Consider the following 19822-nt stretch of genomic DNA (forward strand, 5'->3'; position numbering starts at 1 on the left):
TTATAACTGCCTTACTTAAGAAGTGGCTTACTCTACCAGATGGCGACAGCGGATCGAATAACTCATTTCCCTGTCGTGCGTTTCGCAGGTACAATCATCATCGCCGGTTAAAAAAGAATCGATGCAAGTCATACCATTTGATTTTGTTGGTGAATCATTTGCATACAATAATAAAAGAAGACTGGTTAATCAGGGATATCTTTATCCATACTGATCATATTTATAACCCTACAAAAAGAGACAAGGCTTAAGCATACATGAAACGATTAAACTCACAGCTGCAGCATGACGGTGCACCACTTGAACTGATTTTGTTAATCAGAACATTACTGGCTGGTTGTAAGGAAATTTCCTTCCGTGTCAGTCAGGGCGCTCTGGCAGGCGTACTGGGCTCAACGTTAAGTGAAAACGTTCAGGGTGAGACACAGAAAAAACTGGATGTGATCTCCAACCAAATCTTAAAAGATACGCTGCGCGATTCCGGCTATGTGAAAGCCATTTCTTCAGAAGAGGAAGACACGGTCGTTCCGTGTAATCCCGAAGGAAACTACCTTGTCAGTTTTGACCCCCTCGACGGTTCATCAAATACTGAGATTAACAGCTTAATCGGTACTATTTTTTCAATTACTCATGCGCCTCAGTGGATGGAAGCTGACGATCCGTCTGCTTTCCTGCAGCCGGGAACGCAAATGGTGGCGGCGGGTTATGTCCTGTACGGACCGTCTACCATGCTGGCAATGACCACGGGTCGCGGCACACATATTTATACGCTGGATAAAACCCACGGCGGTTTCCTGCTGACGCATCCGAATGTGAAGGTACCGGAAGAAACCAAAGAATTTGCCATTAATACTTCTAATGAAAGACACTGGGAAGAGCCGGTGAAAAATTATATCGGCGATTTGCTGGCCGGTACTGAAGGTCCGCGCGGTAAAGATTATAACATGCGCTGGGTAGCAGCCATGGTGGGCGATATTCACCGGGTACTGTGTCGTGGCGGTATTTTCATGTATCCGTTCGATAAGCGTAATCCGTCTAAGCCTGGCAAGTTACGCCTGCTTTACGAAGCCAATCCAATGGCATTTTTAATGGAGCAGGCTGGTGGCCTGGCTAACACCGGTCATGGCCGGATTATGGAAGTCATGCCCAAAGAAATTCATCAGCGGGTGCCCACGATTCTGGGTTCGAAAGAGGAAGTGGAAACCTGTCTGACTTATTATCAGACTGATAAATAATCAGTTGAGCGCGCTGATAATAAACAACTGGCTGTCACCAGTTTTTATTTTGCGGCGCGCACCGTATACTTTACCCATCCGCCACGCCAAAGGTGCAAGATCGCGTTTTTGGCACGATGTGGTAAAACGTTTTATTGCATAACTTAAGGAACCATTCATGAGTCTGAACGATGTAACTCCTGGTGACAAAGCACCTGATGAAGTTAACGTTATTATCGAAATCCCGGCACACGCTGATCCGGTAAAATATGAAGTCGATAAAGACACTGGCGCAATGTTTGTTGACCGCTTCATGGCAACTTGCATGCATTATCCGGTTAACTACGGCTATGTTAACGACTCATTGTCAGAAGATGGTGACCCGGTAGATGTGCTGGTAATGACCCCTTTCCCAATCCATAGCGGTTCAGTAATTAAGTGTCGCCCAGTGGGTGTTTTGAACATGACCGATGAGTCAGGTAAAGATGCCAAGATTCTGGCTGTGCCGGTTGATAAGCTATCTACCATCTATCGTGATGTGAAAGAAATCACCGACGTGCCAGAGCTGACTAAGCAGCAAATTGAGCATTTCTTCACGCACTATAAAGATCTTGAGCCTGGTAAATGGGTGAAAATTGATGGCTGGGCTGATGCTCAGGCTGCCAAAGATGAGATCACCAGCAGCATCAAGCGCTTTGAACAAAACAAATAACGCACTGCGCAATTTTTGAAAAGGGCCTCAACGGCCCTTTTTTAATGCGTATTGACAATCTGAGTGAACAATTTAGCCTGAGTATCGATATTAGAATGATTGCCTCGACGCCAGGCCCTGAACAGGAAAGATTATGATTCGAACATTGCTAGGTCTTTTAACGTGTATTGCTTTGGCCGGGATGTCGGCAAGCGCACTAAGCGCAGAACCTCAGGAAGTCTATTGGGAAGATCTGGTGCCGGCAGGGTTTAATGAATTAGATGCCCCGGCGGTAGAGCACGAAGGACAAATGACCCAACTGCAACCCGACGCACCGGTGGTTGAAAAATTCGATGGAAAGCGGGTTAAAATTCCGGGCTTCGTAGTGCCTTTGGAAGGTACGGCAGAACTGACCACAGAATTTTTGCTTGTGCCTTATTTCGGTGCCTGTATTCACGTACCACCACCACCTTCTAACCAGATAGTATATGTAAAATTTGAAGAAGGTGTGGCCATTGATGACCTGTACGACGCGATATGGGTGACAGGAACACTATCAACAAAAGGGTGGAAGGGCGACATCGCCTCTGTTGGCTATCGCTTAACCGGCGAATCAGTAGCCCCTTTTTAGGTAGATGCGTTATAAATAGTGAACGCTATTTTCTTGCCTGACGGGCAAATATAAAAGCGCCCGTCGTAAAAGCACAAATCACAAGAGTAAACAGTAGGTAGGCAATCCCGGCCATCGGCGCGCCACCATGTGTACCGGCGCTACCTTGTGGATGCGCCGGCTGATGCAGAAACTGAGCAAGTAAGCCTGCCGAGATAACCGCGGTGGCAGTCAGACAAACAAACATGCCGGTTCTTTTTAACCTACCCCTGGTACGCGCTACTACGTAGCCATTAAACATCCCGCTCACCGCGCAAAATATCCAAATCAGCACAATATTGCCCTCTTAAAATTCGTTATAGCATCGGTCTTAGAGTAGCTCCGTGAAGCATTTGATTACTTACTTTATTAGCCGCTTACTTCCCTCAATGCTGATTAATACTCAATAGGATGAAACGTTGGTCAGAAATTTGAATGTAGGAGATGTATCTCAATAAATAACCGATTAATAGCATCTATTTTTCTGTAACGACAGCCAAATGGAAACGGCGTAGTGTAGATGTTACACGCCCGATACGGAGAAACATCATGAGTAAAGCGTTAGTTGTAGAAGGCGGTGCAATGCGAGGTGTCTTTGCTGCCGGTGTTCTGGACGTATTTTTACATCGTCAACAGCATTTCGATTTTGCTATTGGTGTATCAGCGGGTGCAACAAACCTGGCTACCTACGTATCGCAAATACTCGGTCTTAGCCGGACCATCATTACCGAATACGCGACCCGAAGAGAGTTTTTCAGTCCGCTTCGCTTCATTCGAGGTGGGCATATGACCGATGTGCACTGGCTGTGGCATCAGTGCCGGCAGCAGCTTGATAGCAAGCTTGGTGAAATAAATACTGCGATACCGCTTTATGTTGGTGTGACCAATGTAGATACCGGCCAGTGTGATTACCTTCGGGCGCAACACGACAACATTGATGATTTGATGGTGGCATCCTGTTCGATACCTATGGCCTACCGTGATCAGCCTAGAATTGGCGACCATCGTTATGTTGATGGTGGCGTGGCTGACGCAATTCCTGTGAAAAAAGCGTACGAGATGGGCGCAAGAGAGATAACAGTCGTGTTGTCGCAACCGCTTGGATTTTCAAAGCCTACAGTAAAATCGCCCTGGCTGTTTGAACGGCTTTATGGCCATCAGCCTGAACTGATGCAAACACTGTTGTCCCGTCCGGGCATTTATAATGAAACGCTGGCGTTTCTTAAAAATCCCCCTTCAGATTTGTCACTGACCATCGTCGCTCCGCCCGCCGATTTTCAGGTCAAGCGATTAACCATGGACAAGAAAAAGCTGACGAGAGGCTACAAGCTTGGCAAAATCGCTGCGCTAAAAATGTTAAAAGCGCAACGTCTTGCAGCAGCCTGAGAACAGGACAGTGAGCTGTGCTACTGACCGCCCTGAGGGGTGTAAATATGTTCTGCACGGCTGAATAGCAGCCAGGAAGTCAGAATATATTTATCGTTACTTTTGGGCATCTGTCCACGATGCGTATGTGTAAAGTACGCGGGTGCAATCACCATGCGGCCGGCTTTAGGCGACACAGAGGTGCCCTGATAGTAAAAGTCAGTCTCGCCACCTTCTTCCACATCATTCAAATAGAACATGAATAGCAGTACACGATGCAGCGCATCATTGTGAGGCAGTTGCGGGTATACTTCTGAGTGCCAGTAGGGATAGCCGCCCTCGCCAGCGGTATAACGCTGAGCGTTGACCTCGCCAATACGAAACAGATAGTTGAGTAAGTTGGCCAGGTTAGGCTTACCGACTTCCTCAAAGTTCTCGTGTGTCAGCTTAACCGGTTCACCGGTTTTAGGATGACGCACCGTCAGTCCGATAGGCCCGACCAGCGCAAAGAAATACTTTTCTATATAATCAAGCAGTGCCTGCCCGGTCTTTTCCATAACCGGTTTAAACAATGGCGCAAACTCTTCGCGCTCACTAAATGACACATCCATACTGCGTTTCTTATCCAAATCGACGCCGCCGCCAGTGCGGCCGGGTGATAAGTTCGGGCTGCTATCAAATTTATCAATAATTTGAGCGCACAGCTTTGGATCTAACACATCATCAATGACTTCAATAAAGTTGTTTTCGTTATTCATCATCAGACTCCAGAAGATGAACGGAAAGCTTATCTTTCACCGCGTCGGAGATGGGCGCTGAACATTGATTCTGATAGTCGAAGTTAACCAGCGTCGTCGTGCCGGTGGCGCATTTCTGGTCGTTTTGCCATACTTCCTGTTGCGTTACAAACGAGCTGCGCCCGATTCGCTTGATGTAGGTCTTGATAGTCACCGGTGTGCCATAGAAAAGCTGATGATGAAAATCAACATGATAACTGGCCAGTATCAGTGGCCACTTTTTAATATCCAGCGTAGGCACGAAATACGCAAAAACCGGGTCTCTGGCTGCTTCGAACCACTGTACCAGTACCGTATTTCCAACATGTCCAAGTGCATCAGTTTCACAAAACCGGACATCGAAGGTTGTTTCTAAGGGATGTGCTTCACTCATAGATGGTCGATTAACCCTTTATTTACAGTGCTTTCACCATAGCATGGCAAAAGCATCAGTTAAAACTACCGCTTCTGCTTTTCAAGCATTGGCTTTAAAAAACGACCGGTATGAGATACGTCTTGTTCAGCCACATGCTCAGGCGTGCCTTCGGCGATGATCTGCCCGCCGCCAGAGCCACCCTCGGGACCAAGGTCCACAATCCAGTCAGCGGTTTTGATAACATCAAGATTGTGTTCAATAACCACCACGGTATTGCCATGGTCACGCAGGCGGTGCAATACAGCAAGCAACTGTTTAATATCATGAAAGTGCAGGCCAGTAGTGGGCTCATCCAGAATATATAAAGTTTGACCGGTGTCGCGCTTGGATAACTCTCGCGCTAACTTCACACGCTGCGCCTCACCGCCTGATAATGTTGTGGCGGCCTGACCTAAACGAATGTACGCCAAGCCGACGTCTTTAAGCGTCTGAAGCTTTCGGGCGATGGCCGGAATAGGGTCGAAAAATTCACGAGCTTCCTCAACGGTCATATCCAGCACTTCATTGATATTCTTGCCTTTGTAATGTACCTCAAGCGTTTCGCGGTTGTAACGCTTGCCTTTACAGACATCACAGGACACATAGATATCAGGCAAAAAGTGCATCTCAACTTTGATCATGCCATCACCCTGACATGCCTCACAGCGCCCGCCTTTTACGTTGAAACTGAACCGGCCAGGCTTGTAGCCCCGCGAGCGTGCTTCCTGCGTACCGGCAAAAAGCTCCCGGATTGGCGTAAATATGCCCGCGTAAGTGGCAGGGTTGGAACGTGGTGTCCGGCCAATAGGGCTTTGGTCAATATCGACCACTTTATCAAGATGCTCAAGACCCGCCATATTTTTGTGCGGAGCAGGTTCATTGGCTGTTGCATTGTTTAGTTCACGCTGGGCAATTCGATAAAACGTATCGTTGATCAGTGTTGATTTACCGGAGCCGGATACGCCGGTAACACAGGTCATCAGACCCACCGGAATATTCAGCGTAACGGACTGTAGATTGTTACCCGAGGCGCCCTCAAGCGTCAGTAATTTTTTCTTATCAGGCTTGTTGCGTTCAGGTGGAATTTCGATTTCTTCCCGGCCAGAAAGATACTTTCCGGTAAGTGAGTCCTCACTGTTAATGATGTCATCTACCGAACCTGCAGCGATGACTTCACCACCATGTACACCAGCGCCCGGGCCGATATCAATAACATAATCCGCCTCGCGAATAGCGTCCTCATCGTGCTCAACAACCAAGACAGTATTACCCAAGTCCCGCAGACGCGTGAGCGTCGCCAGAAGCCGTTCGTTGTCACGCTGGTGCAGACCAATGGACGGTTCATCAAGCACATACATAACGCCCACTAACCCGGCGCCAATCTGGCTGGCCAGACGAATTCGCTGAGCTTCACCGCCTGATAGCGTATCAGCACTGCGTGAAAGGTTAAGATAGTTAAGACCTACGTTGACCAGAAAGCCTAACCTGTCCTGTATTTCTTTTAAGATCTTATCGGCAATCTGCGCTTTCTGACCGACTAAATCCAGCGTTTCGAAAAAGTCGAAGGCATTGGCAATCGACATTTCTGCAATGTCGGGCAGAGTAGTCTGCTGAATGAAGACATTACGGGCTTCTTCTCGCAGGCGAGAACCACCACAGCTGGTACACGGCTGCTGGCTTAAGTATTTGGCCAGTTCTTCACGCACCGCATTGGACTCGGTTTCGCGGTAGCGGCGCTCCATGTTCGGTATAACACCCTCAAACGGATGTTTGCGTTCCATGATATCGCCGCGATCGTTAATATATTTAAACTTCAGCGATTTGCCTTTGGAGCCATACAGCACCACGTCACGCTCTTCTTTGGTCAACTCGGCGAACGGTTTAGTCAGGTCAAAGCCATAGTGGTCAGCCACAGCTTGCAGCATCTGGAAGTAGTAATAGCTTCGTTTGTCCCAGCCACGAATCACACCGCCTGACAGGCTTAGCTCATCGTTGTTGATAATTCTGGAAGGGTCAAAGAACTGGCGAGTACCCAGCCCGTCACAGGTCGGGCACGCGCCCGCCGGGTTATTGAATGAAAATAGGCGCGGTTCCAGTTCGCTCAGGCTGTAGCCACAGTGCGGACAGGCAAAATTGGCCGAAAACACAGCCGCCTCAGCATCAGGATTATCCATGTCCAGCACCCGTGCAGTGCCACCTGATAATTCCAGCGCCGTTTCGAAGGATTCTGCCAGACGCAGCTGTAAATCATCACGCACTTTAAATCGGTCGACTACGACTTCGATAGTGTGCTTTTTGTGCAGATCAAGCTCAGGGGGATCTGATAAATCACAGACCTCGCCGTCAATTCGTGCACGGATATAGCCCTGCGCGGCAAGATTCTGCAACAACTTAACATGCTCGCCTTTACGATCAGATACCACCGGAGCCAGTAGCATCAGCTTACTGCCTTCGGGCATCTCCAGAACTTTATCCACCATCTGGCTGATGGTTTGCGCATCCAGCGGCTCATCGTGTGTCGGGCAGCGAGGTGTACCAACACGGGCGAATAACAACCGCAGATAGTCATAAATTTCGGTAATGGTACCGACGGTGGAACGCGGGTTGTGAGACGTGGACTTTTGTTCAATGGAAATGGCCGGCGATAACCCCTCAATGTGGTCCACGTCAGGCTTTTCCATCATCGACAGAAACTGACGCGCGTACGCTGACAAAGATTCGACATAGCGACGCTGGCCTTCTGCATAAAGTGTATCGAATGCCAGGGACGACTTTCCGGAACCGGAGAGCCCTGTAATAACGACCAGTTTATCTCGGGGAATTGTTAAATCGATATTCTTAAGATTATGAGTGCGAGCACCCTGTATTTCGATTTTATCCATTGAAACCCATAATTTGCCAAAAATTCCAGTATGCCACACTGGCTATTAAAAATATTGTTTAGTTACGCCAGCGTAAGGGGGCAGATCATTTGATGAAAAACGTGTCATGGGCGCAAAAGCTTTTTATGGTACACTGCGCAGCGAAGTGTACTGACAGGATAATGTAAGGTTTTGAACGCGTTAGAGGTACGCGCAGCAGTGTCACTGGCACTGGTTTATGTGCTGCGCATGATGGGTTTATTCATGGTAATGCCAGTGCTGGCCGTTGCTGCAATGGATTATCCTGACTACTCACCGGTATTGGTAGGTCTGGCTGTGGGTGGATATGGTCTGACGCAGGCTGCGTTGCAGATCCCCATGGGTATGTTATCAGACCGGTGGGGGCGTAAACCTGTTATTTTGCTTGGTCTGAGCGTCTTTGCCGCAGGCAGTTTTATCGCCGCAACAGCAGATTCTTTAGCCTGGATGATTGCCGGACGTATTTTACAGGGCGCGGGTGCCATTGCCGGCGCAATTATGGCACTGGCTACCGATGTCAGTCGCGAAACGCAACGCGCCAAAGTCATGGCTATCATTGGTATCGCCATTGGTTTCTCCTTCTACCTGGCGGTGCTTGCCGGCCCGTTAATTGCCAATAGCTGGGGCCTGGCGGGTATCTTTGCACTGACCGGGGTGCTCGCTATTTGCTGCATGCCACTGATTCAGTGGTCAGTACCCAGTGTGCCGATGCAAACCAGTGGTGATGTACTGCCGCAGCGCGGGCAGCTTCGTCGTCTTTTATTCTCCTCTCAGCTTTGGCGACTTAATGTCAGTGTTTTATTACTGCACATGATGATAACGCTGTTGTTTGTACAGCTGCCTGTCACCCTGGTACATTTTGACCTGACACTCGAAAGCCATTGGATGCTGTATCTGCCGGTGCTGATAGCTTCTGTCATAGGGCTGATTATTCTGATGGGAATCGGGAAAGGGCAGACCCCGCGAAAAGTCGTACTGGTTGCTGCGTTGTTTATGACGGTAGCCTTCGCCATGCTGGGGGCACAGGACCATCACCGCTGGGTGGTTGTGGGCGCGGTGATTCTTTTTTTCACCGGGTTTAACTATCTCGAGGCGAGCTTTCCTGCGTTAGTATCGAGTATTGCGCCTGCCGGGGAAAAGGGCACCGCCATGGGAATTTATGCCAGCTTTCAATTCTTCGGTGCTTTTTTAGGTGGCGTTCTGGCCGGCATCGTTGCTGACCACTGGACCGCTGAAACGGCGTATTTCGTTGGTGCTGTGGCCGCCTCATGCTGGCTGCTTATCTTGCGTGGATTGAATGAAGTGAACCGCATCAAACGGGTTGCGTTTAAATGGCAGGGCACCAGTGAGGATTCATCTGCGTTGTTGCAGGCGCTGAGCGAACTGACCGGTGTTCAGGAAACCACAGTTTCCGTGCCCGATGGCATGATTTACCTGAAAGTAACAGGTCAGTTTGATCGCGAAGCGGCTAATCAACTGTTGCGCCGTTTCTCCGGCCGCGCGGCGTAAAAACGCTGCTGCGAAGTCCGGTACCACTTCACAGATAACAGGATAGCTATGATAGATTTAAGTGCGTATCAGGGCATTATTTTTGATATGGACGGCACGCTGGTGGACTCCATGGGGTCGCACCTGGTGGCCTGGGAAAAAACCTGCGACAGATATGGCTATCCCTATGACAAAGAATACATGTACAAACTGGGCGGTATTCCCACGCGCAGAACCGTAGAAATTCTGAATGAAGCGTTTGATAAGCAGCACGATATTGATGAAGTGACAGCCTACAAAGAGGCGGCCTGGAAGCAGCTTGATCATACCCCAATCCTGATTGATGACACGCTTGCTGTACTTAACTATTATTGCCCGAACATGCCGGTCAGTATTGGTACAGGTGCGCAGCGGCACGATGCAAAGGCGTTGCTGCAACATCACGGGTTGTCAGATAAAATTAAGTCACTGGTTACCGCCTCCGATGTGACACAGGGTAAGCCCCATCCGGAAACATTTTTAACCGCTGCTGCTAATATGGGGATTGCACCTCAGAAATGCGTGGTCTTCGAGGATACCCGTATCGGGCTTGAAGCTGCACATCGGGCCGGTATGGATTGCTTTCTGGTCGAGAACGGCAAAATCAGGCAACCTGTGCTTGCTGCCCGGCTATCTGAACAATAAATCAAAGCAGTTATTAATGGTTTAAACAGCGTATGAACATTTTGTCTTTTCGGCTCTGGATCCTTTGGTTTTCAGTTCTTTTGGGGGGATGTGCCATTGACGTCAGTTCGGGCTCATTTGTTCATCAGGACTCTACGGTGATGCCGCTGGATACCACGCAGTTGCATCAGCGCGTCAATGAAGACGAAGCAGAGGTTTCCATCACTACGGTAGAGCTTACCAATGCTCAGGGACTCACGCTGAAAGGTGTTGCCGTCTCGTATCCGAATCCAGTGGTTAACATCGTATTTTTTGCTGGCAACGGCATGAGTATCTCCAACTCATCGGGTTTGATGCATCGATTCGGTCAGATCCCTGCCAATATTCTCTGGGTGGATTATCAGGGGGTAGGCGCCAGTCAAAAAGCAGCCAGTATGCGTATGGCTAACCTGAAAGCCGACGCGCTACAGGTATACGATTACGGCAGAAGTGTGTTCCCCTCACACCTTCCCACGGTGGTGCACGGTATTTCTATGGGAAGCATCGTTGCCAGTTATGTCGCTTCGGTTCGTGATGTGGATGGTCTGGTGCTGGACGGCCCCATAAACCGGGTAACTGACGTAGCGCAGAATATGATCCCCACCTGGACTAAGTATTTTACCTACCTGGAAGTATCTGCTGATTTGGCGCTGGTGGATAATGCTGATTATATTCGCAATTATCAGGGCCCACTGATGATTCTGACAGGCCGGGACGATGAGCTCACGCCGGTTAAATTCGGACGTGAGCTTTACGATATATCGCCCAGTATGAATAAGGAAATTATCATTGTGCCTGGCGCGAAGCACGCCGAAACCATGGAGCATCGGCGTGTTATTCCAAAGTACCGGGAATTCATCAGCTCTTTTGACAAGTTCCCCGGCTATTAAGCCGTAGGGCTATTTTCTGAAATCAACACCACTGTCGGTAGCAAACAGCGCAAACATGCTGTAGATAGCGGTGTTAGTTTTCAGCGCCGCTTTATCGACCTTATCCAGCGTGTCGTTTTCAGTGTGGTGAAAGTCGAAATAATCACTGCCATCGGGATTAAAATTAACCGCAGGCTGCCCGGCGTTGCCCAGCGCGCTCATATCAGACTGGCCTTTCGCATTGTTGGTGCTTGCCATTTCTACACCCAGCGGTGCCAGCAACTGCGCAAAGGCACGCATATCATCCAGCGCTTGCTGTGACACACCAGGTGCAAGCTCATAAATCTTACCGTTACCAAAGTCCCACTCTGCGCCGATAACATGGTTGTCCATCTCGTCGCGGTGTTTTTTGACATAGTCTTTGGCACCATGCAGACCAATTTCTTCGGCAGCGAACAGAATAACGCGCAGCGTACGCTCAGGACGTTCTTCCAACTGGCTTAGATAGTGACCAGCGGCAAGCGTAATACCAACACCTATGCCATCGTCGACAGCGCCGGTACCTACATCCCAGCTATCCAGGTGCGCGCCCAGCGTGACCACCTGGTCGGGATATGTCGAACCGGTGACTTCCCCAATCACATTCGCGATGGTCGTGGTTTTGCCCTTTGTATCAGCATTATCCATGGTAATAGAAAATGTTACTGGCTCATCGCGGGTTAGCATTGCCTCCATCAGGTCAGCATCAGGATTGGACAGAGCAATTGCAGGAATTTTCTTTACATCATCCTGATACATTTGCACGCCCGTATGAGCAAAGCGATTAGTATCAGTACCAACTGAACGCATGATGAAGCCTACCGCGCCTTTTTTGGCCGCTTCTGAAGCACCGGAAACCCGGGCGCCAACTGCTTTGCCATAGCCGTGGCCATCGCGATGACGCTCCATCTGATAGGTAACGAATGCAATTTTATTATCCAGTGAGTCAGCAGGGGCTGCCTTAAGCGCCTCCAGGTTATCGAACGCCACCACCTCAGCAGATACTGTTTCACCACCGGTGCCAACACTATTGCCCAGCGCTAATGCTTTAACTTTTTGCGGGTAGGGCGCCGTAATTTGAGCGTCCAGCGTACCGCGTTCCCACAATGTCGCTTCGCTTTCTTCCGTCCAGACCTTATCAAAGCCCAGCGCCTTCATTTTATTTACAGCCCATTTTACCGAAGCCTTTTCAGCCGGGGTGCCCACCATTCTGGGGCCAACCTCTGTGGTCAGCGATTCAATAATTTCAAAAGACAAATCATCATTCAGCGCTTTATCTTTTATCGTCTGAATTTGTTGTTTAGTCTCACTGGCAAGCTCGTCAGCCCAGGTGACAGACGTCGTCAGAACGAGCAGCCCGGCCAGCGCCGATTTTAGGGGAAAAGGAATTAGCATGTGATTTCCTGTCGTTATTGTTTTATAGCATCTTCGGCGTTGCCAGCGGTGATGAACAGCGCTGAACGACCAAGCTAATAGAAAAAACGACTGATGTCCGATCAGTCGTCTAATTGACTGGGTGCGTACCCCACCTGGGTTTTTGCAACATAGTCATGAAGGCACCGCCGCGATTTACCAAAAATAAAAAGCGGATCGGCGAGGGATATGAAAGAACCAATAATTGGAATTGAGTAAGCGACCGCCATGGGCAGATAGCGCAAGAAAACATACCGCGAAAATGTTGCTTGCTGGCCGTTTAAGTCTTCCACACGGATATTCAAAAAGTGTTTTCCAACGGTCTGTGCGTGGGTGGCAATAAAGTAGCCGTGAATAATGATAAACGCACAAATGCTGTAGACGACAGCGGTTACCATCATTGAGATATCGGGCTGCTGGAGACGGTCAAGGCCGAAATATAGCCAAAGAGGAATGCCAGAAACTATAGCGATTAATAAATCAATAAGAAATGCCGCAAATCGCTCGCGCCGACGCGCCAGTTTGTGACGCTCGATACCGTTGATAGTATCCAGCTCTTCTTCCTCGCGATTTCTGATGTATTGAGAAAGCAGCGCTGCACGTTCAGGGTGCGCGTCTTTATCCAGGTGGTCGTAGGCTTCATGAAGCTCTGCCAATGAATAACTTTCGTAATCGAGTGCCTGCACAATAATTCACTTTTTGTTTACGTTAACCGCAGTGTAACGGGCAAAAAAGAAAACGCCAACAGCACGAACGGTGGTTATACCGACTCTCTGTCCTTTGGCAGGCTGCAGATAAAACCGGCAATAGCATTTGGATGGATAAAATCGATGGTTTAAATTTTTTCTGCATGGCGTATAACAGTGCAATCTTCTTTAGATCTGAGCCGACTATGACTGCCTTTGATCCCGCGACACATCCGCATCGCCGGTACAACCCGCTTATTGGTGAATGGGTGCTGGTCTCACCTCATCGTTCAAAACGCCCCTGGCAGGGACAGTCCGAAGCGCTGGCCCCTCAGGTGTTACCCGATTACGATGAAACCTGTTATTTATGCCCCGGTAACGAGCGGGCGAGTGGTCATAAAAATCCTCAATACACCAGTACGTTTGTTTTTGACAATGACTTTGCTGCACTAAAACCCGATACGCCGGCACATGAAAGTGGTGATGCGCTATTCCAGATGCACACTGAGCAGGGCTGCAGCCGGGTTATCTGCTTTTCGCCTCATCACAATAAGTCATTACCTGAGCTGACAGATGCGCAGCGTCTTGCTGTGGTGGAAACCTGGATTGCGCAGACTTCCCAGCTGGGTGAAAGCTATGACTGGGTGCAGGTTTTTGAGAACAAAGGAGCTGTAATGGGGTGCTCGAATCCGCATCCTCATGGTCAGGTATGGGCCCAGAAGCATCTGCCCACCCAGGCGATGCGAAAGCGTCAGCAGTTTGAAGACTATTATAATAAACATGGTCGCAGCTTACTGAAAGACTATGCGGAGCGTGAACTTTCCTATGGCGAACGTGTGGTTCGCAGTAATACAGACTGGATTGCCGTGGTCCCTTATTGGGCCGCATGGCCTTTTGAAATTCTGCTTCTTCCCAGGTTTGAGGCTCAGTCGCTTACACAACTGGATGATGCTACACAGCGTTCGCTAAGCGACATTATCGGGCAAATCACTATTTGCTATGACAACTTGTTCAATACTTCCTTTCCCTATTCGATGGGCTGGCACAGTGCACCGTTCGACCGTGAAAATCAGCCAGAGTGGGGACTTCATGCCCATTTTTTCCCGCCACTGCTGCGATCCGCTACTGTGAAAAAGTTTATGGTCGGGTATGAAATGATGGCTGAGGCTCAGCGTGATTTAACCCCCGAGCAGGCGGCACAGCGGTTAACATCACTGCCTACTCAACATTATCGGGAAGCCAAAAATGAAAAGTGAAGCACTGGCTGACAAATTCCTGCGTTGTTATGGTCACGCGCCTGCCAGCGTTGCACATGCGCCGGGACGGGTGAATCTAATCGGTGAACATACCGACTACAATGGCGGCTTCGTTCTACCGGTTGCTATCAACTTCGGCACCACTGTCGCGGCCTCAGCGCGTGAGGACGACCTTGTCGATATTGTCGCGCTGGATATAGACGAGGCGCGTAATCAGTTCGAACTTGACAATATTACCTATGACGACACGCAAAGCTGGGCTAACTATGTACGTGGTGTATTTAAAATATTACGTCATCGCTATCCGGCTGTGCGCGGCGTAAACCTGATGGTCACCGGAGATGTGCCACAGGGTGCAGGCCTGAGCTCGTCGGCGTCCTTTGAGATAGCGTTGATTCGCGTGCTGACCCAGTTATTCAACCTGCCGGTAGATGGTATTGAAGCAGCGAAAATCGGGCAGAAAGCCGAAAACGCTTTTGTGGGTTGTGCATGCGGCATCATGGATCAGCTGATCAGTGCAAAGGGGAAGCAGGGCCATGCGATGCTGCTTGATTGTGCCGCGCTGAGTATAGCGCACACGCCGGTCCCCGAGTCGCTGGCGATCATAATTATCAACTCTAATGTACGGCGCGGATTGGTGGACAGCGCGTATAACACGCGTCGCAAGCAGTGCGAAGAGGCGGCTGATGTTCTGGGCCTGACCACATTGCGAGACGCATCGATGACGATGCTTGATGCTAGTAAAAGCAGGACGAGTGAAGTTGTATATCGTCGTGCCCGCCATGTTATTACCGAAAACGCACGTACTGAAGCGATGTTTGAAGCGCTGCAAAGCGAAGATATGACGGTAATCAGCGAGTTAATGGCACAGTCACACAATTCGATGCGCGATGACTTCGAGATCACGGTACCAGAAATTGACTATTTGGTGGAGCTGGTCGGTGAGCAGATCAAGGAAAGTGGCGGTGTACGCATGACCGGTGGCGGTTTTGGTGGGTGTGTTGTAGCGCTGGTACCAAAAAATCGTGTATTAGACGTGACTAATGCTGTTAATAAATTCTATCATGCACGCACGGGCCTGAAACAAACTGTTTACGTTTGTTCGGCTGAAAGTGGGGCTTTCGCCTGAATGACTCACATTATGAAAAAATAAAACAACAACTTGTGTTGGGAAAGCTATGAACATCGAAACACTGGATCTGGCAGTATTCGTTATATACGTTATCGCCCTGATTGGTATTGCCTGGTGGGTATCCAGAGAAAAAAAAGGGCATGAAAAAGACACTAATGACTACTTTCTGGCTGGCTCCAGCCTGCCGTGGTGGGCTATTGGTGCCTCATTAATTGCCGCCAATATATCCGCCGAGCAGATTATCGGTATGTCCGGCTCCGGCTATGAGATAGGTCTGGCAATTGCCTCTTATGAATGGATGGCAGCGCTGACCTTAATCATCGTAGGTAAATACTTTCTGCCTATCTTCCTTAAACATAAAATTTATACCATGCCGCAGTTTCTTGAGCAGCGTTACGACCACCGTGTTCGTATGCTCATGGCGGTATTCTGGCTGGCGGTATACATATTTGTGAATCTGACAGCAGTACTGTGGCTGGGTGCCCTGGCGATTAATACCATTGCGGGTGTTGAGCTGATGTACGGCATGATTTTCCTGGGGCTTTTCTCACTGGCTTACTCACTGTATGGCGGTCTTAAAGCAGTAGCCATGACCGATATTATTCAGGTGGTGCTGCTGGTTATCGGCGGTCTGTTCCTGTCTTTCACCGCCCTGGACATGATAAGCGGTGGAAATGGTGCGTGGCAGGGCTTTATCGACCTGACCGAACGATTACCGGGCAAGTTCGACATGATTCTGTCTGAGGATAATCCACACTATAAGAGCCTGCCGGGTATTTCAGTTCTGATTGGTGGTATGTGGATAATGAACCTGTCTTACTGGGGCTTTAACCAGTACATCATTCAACGTACTCTGGCCGCCAAAAGCGTTAGTGAAGCGCAAAAAGGTATTGTATTCGCAGCATTTTTAAAACTATTGATGCCACTTATCGTTGTTCTGCCAGGTATCGCAGCGATTATTCTGTCGCCTGAGCTGGATAAAGCCGATCAGGCCTACCCCTCCATGATGACCCTGATGCCGGTAGGGCTTAAAGGGCTGATATTTGCAGCGTTAGTTGCTGCCATTGTGTCGTCGCTGGCCTCAATGACCAACAGTGTCTCGACCATTTTCACCATGGATATTTATAAAGACCGTCGACCGGACAAAAGTCAGCATCATTACGTTACGGTGGGCCGGATAGTCAGTTTCCTGGCTCTGGTTATCGCGATGCTGGTGGCAAAACCGTTATTAGGTAACTTTGACCAGGCGTTCCAGTATATTCAGGAATTTACCGGCTTCTTTACACCGGGTATCTGTGCACTGTTTGTGCTGGGCATGTTCTGGAAGAAAACCACAGCAAACGGCGGTCTGGCTGCTGCACTGGGCTCGTTTGTCTTTAGTTTGCTGTTCTGGATATTCTTGCCGGAACTGCCGTTTATAGATCGCGTCGGAATTGTGTTCCTGTTGTGTGTAGGTGCTGCTGTTGCGATTTCACTGGTGCAAAATAAAGGCGCGCATCCAAATGCTGTGGAGCTAAAAGAAGTGCAGTTCGGCACCACAAAAGGATTCAATTACGCATCTATAGCCGTGGTTGCGATCTTAATCGCGTTTTACGCCACCTGGTGGTAGTTCTGACAAGGGCGATGGAGGCGCTCATCGCCTTAATCCGATCACAAAGACAGTTTACCTGTCGGGAGTAGCGATTATTATAAGTAAATCAGAGGCCTGATGAGAGCAGCGTGAGAATTTTCACGCAGTGCCTCTGTTTTTCGTTATAATAATGTGCTTTGATTTGTGCACAAAAAACGAATCATAACTCATTACCATATTTGTTTAGGCTTAAACGCCTGACAGTAAAAGATAAACAGGAGACATCGATGGCAAGTAGAGGCGTGAACAAGGTAATCCTGGTCGGGAACCTTGGTAATGATCCTGAAGTAAGATACATGCCTAATGGTAATGCCGTAGCTAACCTGAGTCTGGCTACCAGTGAAAGCTGGAAAGATCAGCAAGGCCAGGTGCAGGAGCGCACGGAATGGCATCGGTTAACCATGTATCGCAGACTGGCCGAAGTGGCCGGTGAATACCTTAAAAAAGGTTCTCAGATTTACGTAGAAGGAAAACTTCAGACGCGTAAATGGCAGGACCAGCAAGGTCAGGATCGTTACACCACAGAAATTATCGTTGATCAGATGCAAATGCTGGGTGGCCGGGGCGAAGGCCAGGGTCAGGGTGGCGGTCAGCCGCGCCAGCAAGGTAACCAGAATCAAGGCGGTTATCAGCAGCAAGGCGGCTATCAGCAAAATCAGAACCAGAATCAGGGTTATGGTAATCAGCCTGCCCAGCGTCCTAATCAGGGCGGTCAGGGAAACCAGGGTGGTCAGAATACCAAGCCACCAATGGCTGAACCTGATTTTGATTTCGACGACGATATTCCGTTTTAGCGTTTACCTGAGACATATTTTGTAAAGAATTTTAATTAAGCCCTTTTTCTAAGGGCTTTTTTTTGTTCTTAAAACAAAGTGTAAAGTTGGCTACTCTGGTATTCAGATGTAATCGGTACGCTGGAAAATGCATTCATGTGTCAGGCAATATACCGATAATGGACAAGTCGTAGCGTCCGCTCAGGGTCATTTAAAAGGAAGTAAGTTTGAAAGTTATTGCGGCTTTTTACCTCATGCTAATCAGCTCTTTTGCATGGGCTACCAGTGAATCTATGGTTGATATCGCCATCGAGAAGTCAAACTACGGGGAGTGGACGGTATCGTACAAAATGCACAGACCCGCAAGTCGTCTGAGCTTTATCAGAAACCCCGATGATTCCAGAACTAAGCGCTGGCACCCTGAAATATCAGAGTTTGAAATTGTTTCTATCGGAAACCACGAGTATATCGTCAGGACGGATGGCAAAGACTTTACAGAAGTAAGTATGCGGCTGACGCCAACATATACGCACCTTCCAAAAGATTACGCGCCTTTTTCTCCTTATTCAGAGCATGGTGTACTGTTTCACACCGGGCGGTTTTTCGCCTGCATCGATGAGTGCAGTGATAACGTTAACGAGTGGTTTTTCACTTTAAAAGTGCCAGAAAACGAACATATGATCGTGAACGGTAAAGTGCTTAAAGACGCTGCCAGCTGGAAAGACAGCAATAATGGTATGAATATCTATGTCGGCTCTCAAGAGCCTGTCGAAACGCAGAATGTTATATCGGTAATAGACAACGGTTTGCCTGAAAGCATGAAGCGTTCACTGAATTCCGTTATTCCTGAGTTGATGAATTATTATGAGTCGCGGCTCGGAAAGCTTGATGGCGCAAAGCCAACACTATTTGCTTCATATGCCAATACCAGTGGGCACTCAACACAAGGCGGTACGTTGCCTAACCAAATATTCATGCATTGGGACCTGAATAACCTGCATGGCAAAGCAAACGATGATGAGTTTCTTAACGACACTGTTTGGTTTTTTGCCCATGAAGTCGCGCATCTGTATCAACGCGCCGATAACAAAAGCATCAGTGGTAAAAAGAGTGAATCCTGGCTTCACGAAGGCCACGCAGAGTGGTTAGCAGCTTTAGCCCTGCTAGAAGTATTTCCTGATAAGAAAGAATATGTGGCTAATAAAATAAATAGGCTAAAGACGGATTGTTCAAGTGGCTTAACTGACATTTCGCTCGTTGAGGCAGCCGATAAGGGACGCATTGATTTACATTATTCTTGTGGCTTGCTGATTCATCAGGCTATTGATACGGAATTAGAGAAAAGTGGAAAACGAGACATTTACTCGTTGTGGGTGGATTTCCGTGAGCGAGCGAGAAAAGGTAACGAAGAAGCCAGTGATGTGTTTTTATCACTCACAGAGACCTGGACATCGAAAACATTTGTGAAAAACATCGAACAGATTCTTGAAGGTAAATTAGTCTCACTGGAAGAATCACTTAGTCTGTAGTGACTCATATTTGATTTGACATTTTTGTTAAAAAGACCAGACCCGAGCTAACAGTTAGTTAGCGCGAAAAGCGGTTGCTCGACTTCCCTTCCAATGAAGGTCCGCTGAAGACAAGGAGCGGTCATTCGTTCGACGTATTCTCAATGACGCTTTTAGACAACTTATAGTCAGACGTTCGATGGTTGATTATAGACTGCCGATTAGTGCCAATTTCGGCCACACAGGTATAACTCGTTTCTGCCCCAAAATCATTTAGAGTTAATGCTCATCACACTTTCAGAAAAACGTACTTGCC

The 19822-nt window shown here is 48.6% G+C and carries 18 protein-coding genes; 12 read left to right on the plus strand and 6 right to left on the minus strand.

The window, feature by feature from the left end:
* Positions 1-257: 257 nt before the first annotated feature.
* From FBQ74_RS00900 to FBQ74_RS00910, 3 genes are all read left to right on the plus strand, one after another.
* Positions 258-1235, plus strand: coding sequence for a class 1 fructose-bisphosphatase (locus FBQ74_RS00900; protein ID WP_139754882.1), 978 nt, complete (start codon positions 258-260; stop codon positions 1233-1235).
* Between the two features lie 157 nt (positions 1236-1392).
* Positions 1393-1926 carry an inorganic diphosphatase gene (ppa, locus tag FBQ74_RS00905; RefSeq protein WP_139754883.1) on the plus strand — a complete coding sequence of 178 codons (534 nt, stop codon included), beginning with the start codon at positions 1393-1395 and terminating at the stop codon, positions 1924-1926.
* 181 nt (positions 1927-2107) lie between these two features.
* Positions 2108-2536, plus strand: a complete 429-nt coding sequence (locus FBQ74_RS00910) for a DUF3299 domain-containing protein (RefSeq protein WP_139757841.1) — start codon at positions 2108-2110, stop codon at positions 2534-2536.
* Positions 2537-2561: 25 nt separating this feature from the next.
* Here FBQ74_RS00910 and FBQ74_RS00915 read toward each other — a convergent pair whose 3' ends face one another.
* Positions 2562-2816: a hypothetical protein gene (locus FBQ74_RS00915; RefSeq protein WP_139754884.1), complete on the minus strand. Its 255-nt coding sequence runs from the start codon at positions 2814-2816 to the stop codon at positions 2562-2564.
* A 287-nt stretch (positions 2817-3103) separates the two neighbouring features.
* On the opposite strand from FBQ74_RS00915, the gene FBQ74_RS00920 reads away from it, so the two are divergent.
* Positions 3104-3940 carry a patatin-like phospholipase family protein gene (locus FBQ74_RS00920; RefSeq protein ID WP_139754885.1) on the plus strand — a complete coding sequence of 279 codons (837 nt, stop codon included), beginning with the start codon at positions 3104-3106 and terminating at the stop codon, positions 3938-3940.
* A gap of 20 nt (positions 3941-3960) precedes the next feature.
* Here FBQ74_RS00920 and FBQ74_RS00925 read toward each other — a convergent pair whose 3' ends face one another.
* The 3 genes from FBQ74_RS00925 to uvrA all read right to left on the minus strand — a co-directional run bounded on the left by FBQ74_RS00925 (position 3961) and on the right by uvrA (position 7992).
* A complete protein-coding gene (locus FBQ74_RS00925; protein ID WP_139757842.1) occupies positions 3961-4677 on the minus strand; it encodes a 2OG-Fe(II) oxygenase family protein in 717 nt (238 codons plus the stop codon).
* On the minus strand, positions 4670-5089 hold the full coding sequence (locus FBQ74_RS00930) for an acyl-CoA thioesterase (RefSeq protein ID WP_139754886.1): 420 nt from the start codon (positions 5087-5089) through the stop codon (positions 4670-4672). Before FBQ74_RS00930 ends, FBQ74_RS00925 begins: the two co-directional genes overlap by 8 nt.
* A gap of 65 nt (positions 5090-5154) precedes the next feature.
* Positions 5155-7992 carry an excinuclease ABC subunit UvrA gene (gene uvrA / locus FBQ74_RS00935; RefSeq protein ID WP_139754887.1) on the minus strand — a complete coding sequence of 946 codons (2838 nt, stop codon included), beginning with the start codon at positions 7990-7992 and terminating at the stop codon, positions 5155-5157.
* 171 nt (positions 7993-8163) lie between these two features.
* On the opposite strand from uvrA, the gene FBQ74_RS00940 reads away from it, so the two are divergent.
* Genes FBQ74_RS00940 through FBQ74_RS00950 form a run of 3 tightly spaced genes read left to right on the plus strand, consistent with a single transcriptional unit; the run spans position 8164 to position 11090 of the window.
* The gene (locus FBQ74_RS00940; RefSeq protein WP_139754888.1) at positions 8164-9519 is read left to right on the plus strand and encodes an MFS transporter; all 1356 of its coding nucleotides are present in this window, start codon (positions 8164-8166) and stop codon (positions 9517-9519) included.
* Between the two features lie 48 nt (positions 9520-9567).
* Complete coding sequence (locus tag FBQ74_RS00945) at positions 9568-10182, plus strand: HAD family hydrolase (RefSeq protein ID WP_139754889.1); 615 nt, start codon at positions 9568-9570, stop codon at positions 10180-10182.
* Between the two features lie 32 nt (positions 10183-10214).
* Positions 10215-11090, plus strand: a complete 876-nt coding sequence (locus tag FBQ74_RS00950; RefSeq protein ID WP_139754890.1) for an alpha/beta hydrolase — start codon at positions 10215-10217, stop codon at positions 11088-11090.
* 9 nt (positions 11091-11099) lie between these two features.
* Here FBQ74_RS00950 and FBQ74_RS00955 read toward each other — a convergent pair whose 3' ends face one another.
* Complete coding sequence (locus FBQ74_RS00955; protein ID WP_139754891.1) at positions 11100-12503, minus strand: M20/M25/M40 family metallo-hydrolase; 1404 nt, start codon at positions 12501-12503, stop codon at positions 11100-11102.
* 101 nt (positions 12504-12604) lie between these two features.
* Positions 12605-13207 carry an RDD family protein gene (locus tag FBQ74_RS00960; RefSeq protein ID WP_168190582.1) on the minus strand — a complete coding sequence of 201 codons (603 nt, stop codon included), beginning with the start codon at positions 13205-13207 and terminating at the stop codon, positions 12605-12607.
* A gap of 206 nt (positions 13208-13413) precedes the next feature.
* On the opposite strand from FBQ74_RS00960, the gene FBQ74_RS00965 reads away from it, so the two are divergent.
* The 5 genes from FBQ74_RS00965 to FBQ74_RS00985 all read left to right on the plus strand — a co-directional run bounded on the left by FBQ74_RS00965 (position 13414) and on the right by FBQ74_RS00985 (position 19527).
* Entirely contained in the window at positions 13414-14463 is a 1050-nt protein-coding gene (locus tag FBQ74_RS00965) for a UDP-glucose--hexose-1-phosphate uridylyltransferase (protein WP_139754893.1), read from the plus strand.
* Positions 14453-15592, plus strand: coding sequence for a galactokinase (galK, locus tag FBQ74_RS00970; RefSeq protein WP_139754894.1), 1140 nt, complete (start codon positions 14453-14455; stop codon positions 15590-15592). Before FBQ74_RS00965 ends, galK begins: the two co-directional genes overlap by 11 nt.
* 49 nt (positions 15593-15641) lie before the next feature.
* On the plus strand, positions 15642-17204 hold the full coding sequence (locus FBQ74_RS00975; protein ID WP_139754895.1) for a sodium/sugar symporter: 1563 nt from the start codon (positions 15642-15644) through the stop codon (positions 17202-17204).
* A 248-nt stretch (positions 17205-17452) separates the two neighbouring features.
* Positions 17453-18019 (plus strand): single-stranded DNA-binding protein, encoded by a 567-nt coding sequence (locus FBQ74_RS00980; RefSeq protein ID WP_139754896.1) that lies wholly within the window; start codon positions 17453-17455, stop codon positions 18017-18019.
* 206 nt (positions 18020-18225) lie between these two features.
* Positions 18226-19527, plus strand: a complete 1302-nt coding sequence (locus FBQ74_RS00985) for a hypothetical protein (RefSeq protein ID WP_139754897.1) — start codon at positions 18226-18228, stop codon at positions 19525-19527.
* Positions 19528-19822 lie beyond the last annotated feature (295 nt).

Source organism: Salinimonas iocasae, assembly GCF_006228385.1.
Classification (GTDB): Bacteria; Pseudomonadota; Gammaproteobacteria; order Enterobacterales; family Alteromonadaceae; genus Alteromonas; species Alteromonas iocasae.

What these genes read in the sequence shown, in the direction of transcription:
- FBQ74_RS00900 (WP_139754882.1), top strand. Translation starts at nt 258, where the DNA reads ATGAAACGATTAAACTCACAGCTGCAGCATGACGGTGCACCACTTGAA.
- ppa (WP_139754883.1), top strand. Translation starts at nt 1,393, where the DNA reads ATGAGTCTGAACGATGTAACTCCTGGTGACAAAGCACCTGATGAAGTT.
- FBQ74_RS00910 (WP_139757841.1), top strand. Translation starts at nt 2,108, where the DNA reads ATGTCGGCAAGCGCACTAAGCGCAGAACCTCAGGAAGTCTATTGGGAA.
- FBQ74_RS00915 (WP_139754884.1), bottom strand. Translation starts at nt 2,816, where the DNA reads ATGTTTAATGGCTACGTAGTAGCGCGTACCAGGGGTAGGTTAAAAAGA.
- FBQ74_RS00920 (WP_139754885.1), top strand. Translation starts at nt 3,104, where the DNA reads ATGAGTAAAGCGTTAGTTGTAGAAGGCGGTGCAATGCGAGGTGTCTTT.
- FBQ74_RS00925 (WP_139757842.1), bottom strand. Translation starts at nt 4,677, where the DNA reads ATGAATAACGAAAACAACTTTATTGAAGTCATTGATGATGTGTTAGAT.
- FBQ74_RS00930 (WP_139754886.1), bottom strand. Translation starts at nt 5,089, where the DNA reads ATGAGTGAAGCACATCCCTTAGAAACAACCTTCGATGTCCGGTTTTGT.
- uvrA (WP_139754887.1), bottom strand. Translation starts at nt 7,992, where the DNA reads ATGGATAAAATCGAAATACAGGGTGCTCGCACTCATAATCTTAAGAAT.
- FBQ74_RS00945 (WP_139754889.1), top strand. Translation starts at nt 9,568, where the DNA reads ATGATAGATTTAAGTGCGTATCAGGGCATTATTTTTGATATGGACGGC.
- FBQ74_RS00950 (WP_139754890.1), top strand. Translation starts at nt 10,215, where the DNA reads ATGAACATTTTGTCTTTTCGGCTCTGGATCCTTTGGTTTTCAGTTCTT.
- FBQ74_RS00955 (WP_139754891.1), bottom strand. Translation starts at nt 12,503, where the DNA reads ATGCTAATTCCTTTTCCCCTAAAATCGGCGCTGGCCGGGCTGCTCGTT.
- FBQ74_RS00965 (WP_139754893.1), top strand. Translation starts at nt 13,414, where the DNA reads ATGACTGCCTTTGATCCCGCGACACATCCGCATCGCCGGTACAACCCG.
- galK (WP_139754894.1), top strand. Translation starts at nt 14,453, where the DNA reads ATGAAAAGTGAAGCACTGGCTGACAAATTCCTGCGTTGTTATGGTCAC.
- FBQ74_RS00975 (WP_139754895.1), top strand. Translation starts at nt 15,642, where the DNA reads ATGAACATCGAAACACTGGATCTGGCAGTATTCGTTATATACGTTATC.
- FBQ74_RS00980 (WP_139754896.1), top strand. Translation starts at nt 17,453, where the DNA reads ATGGCAAGTAGAGGCGTGAACAAGGTAATCCTGGTCGGGAACCTTGGT.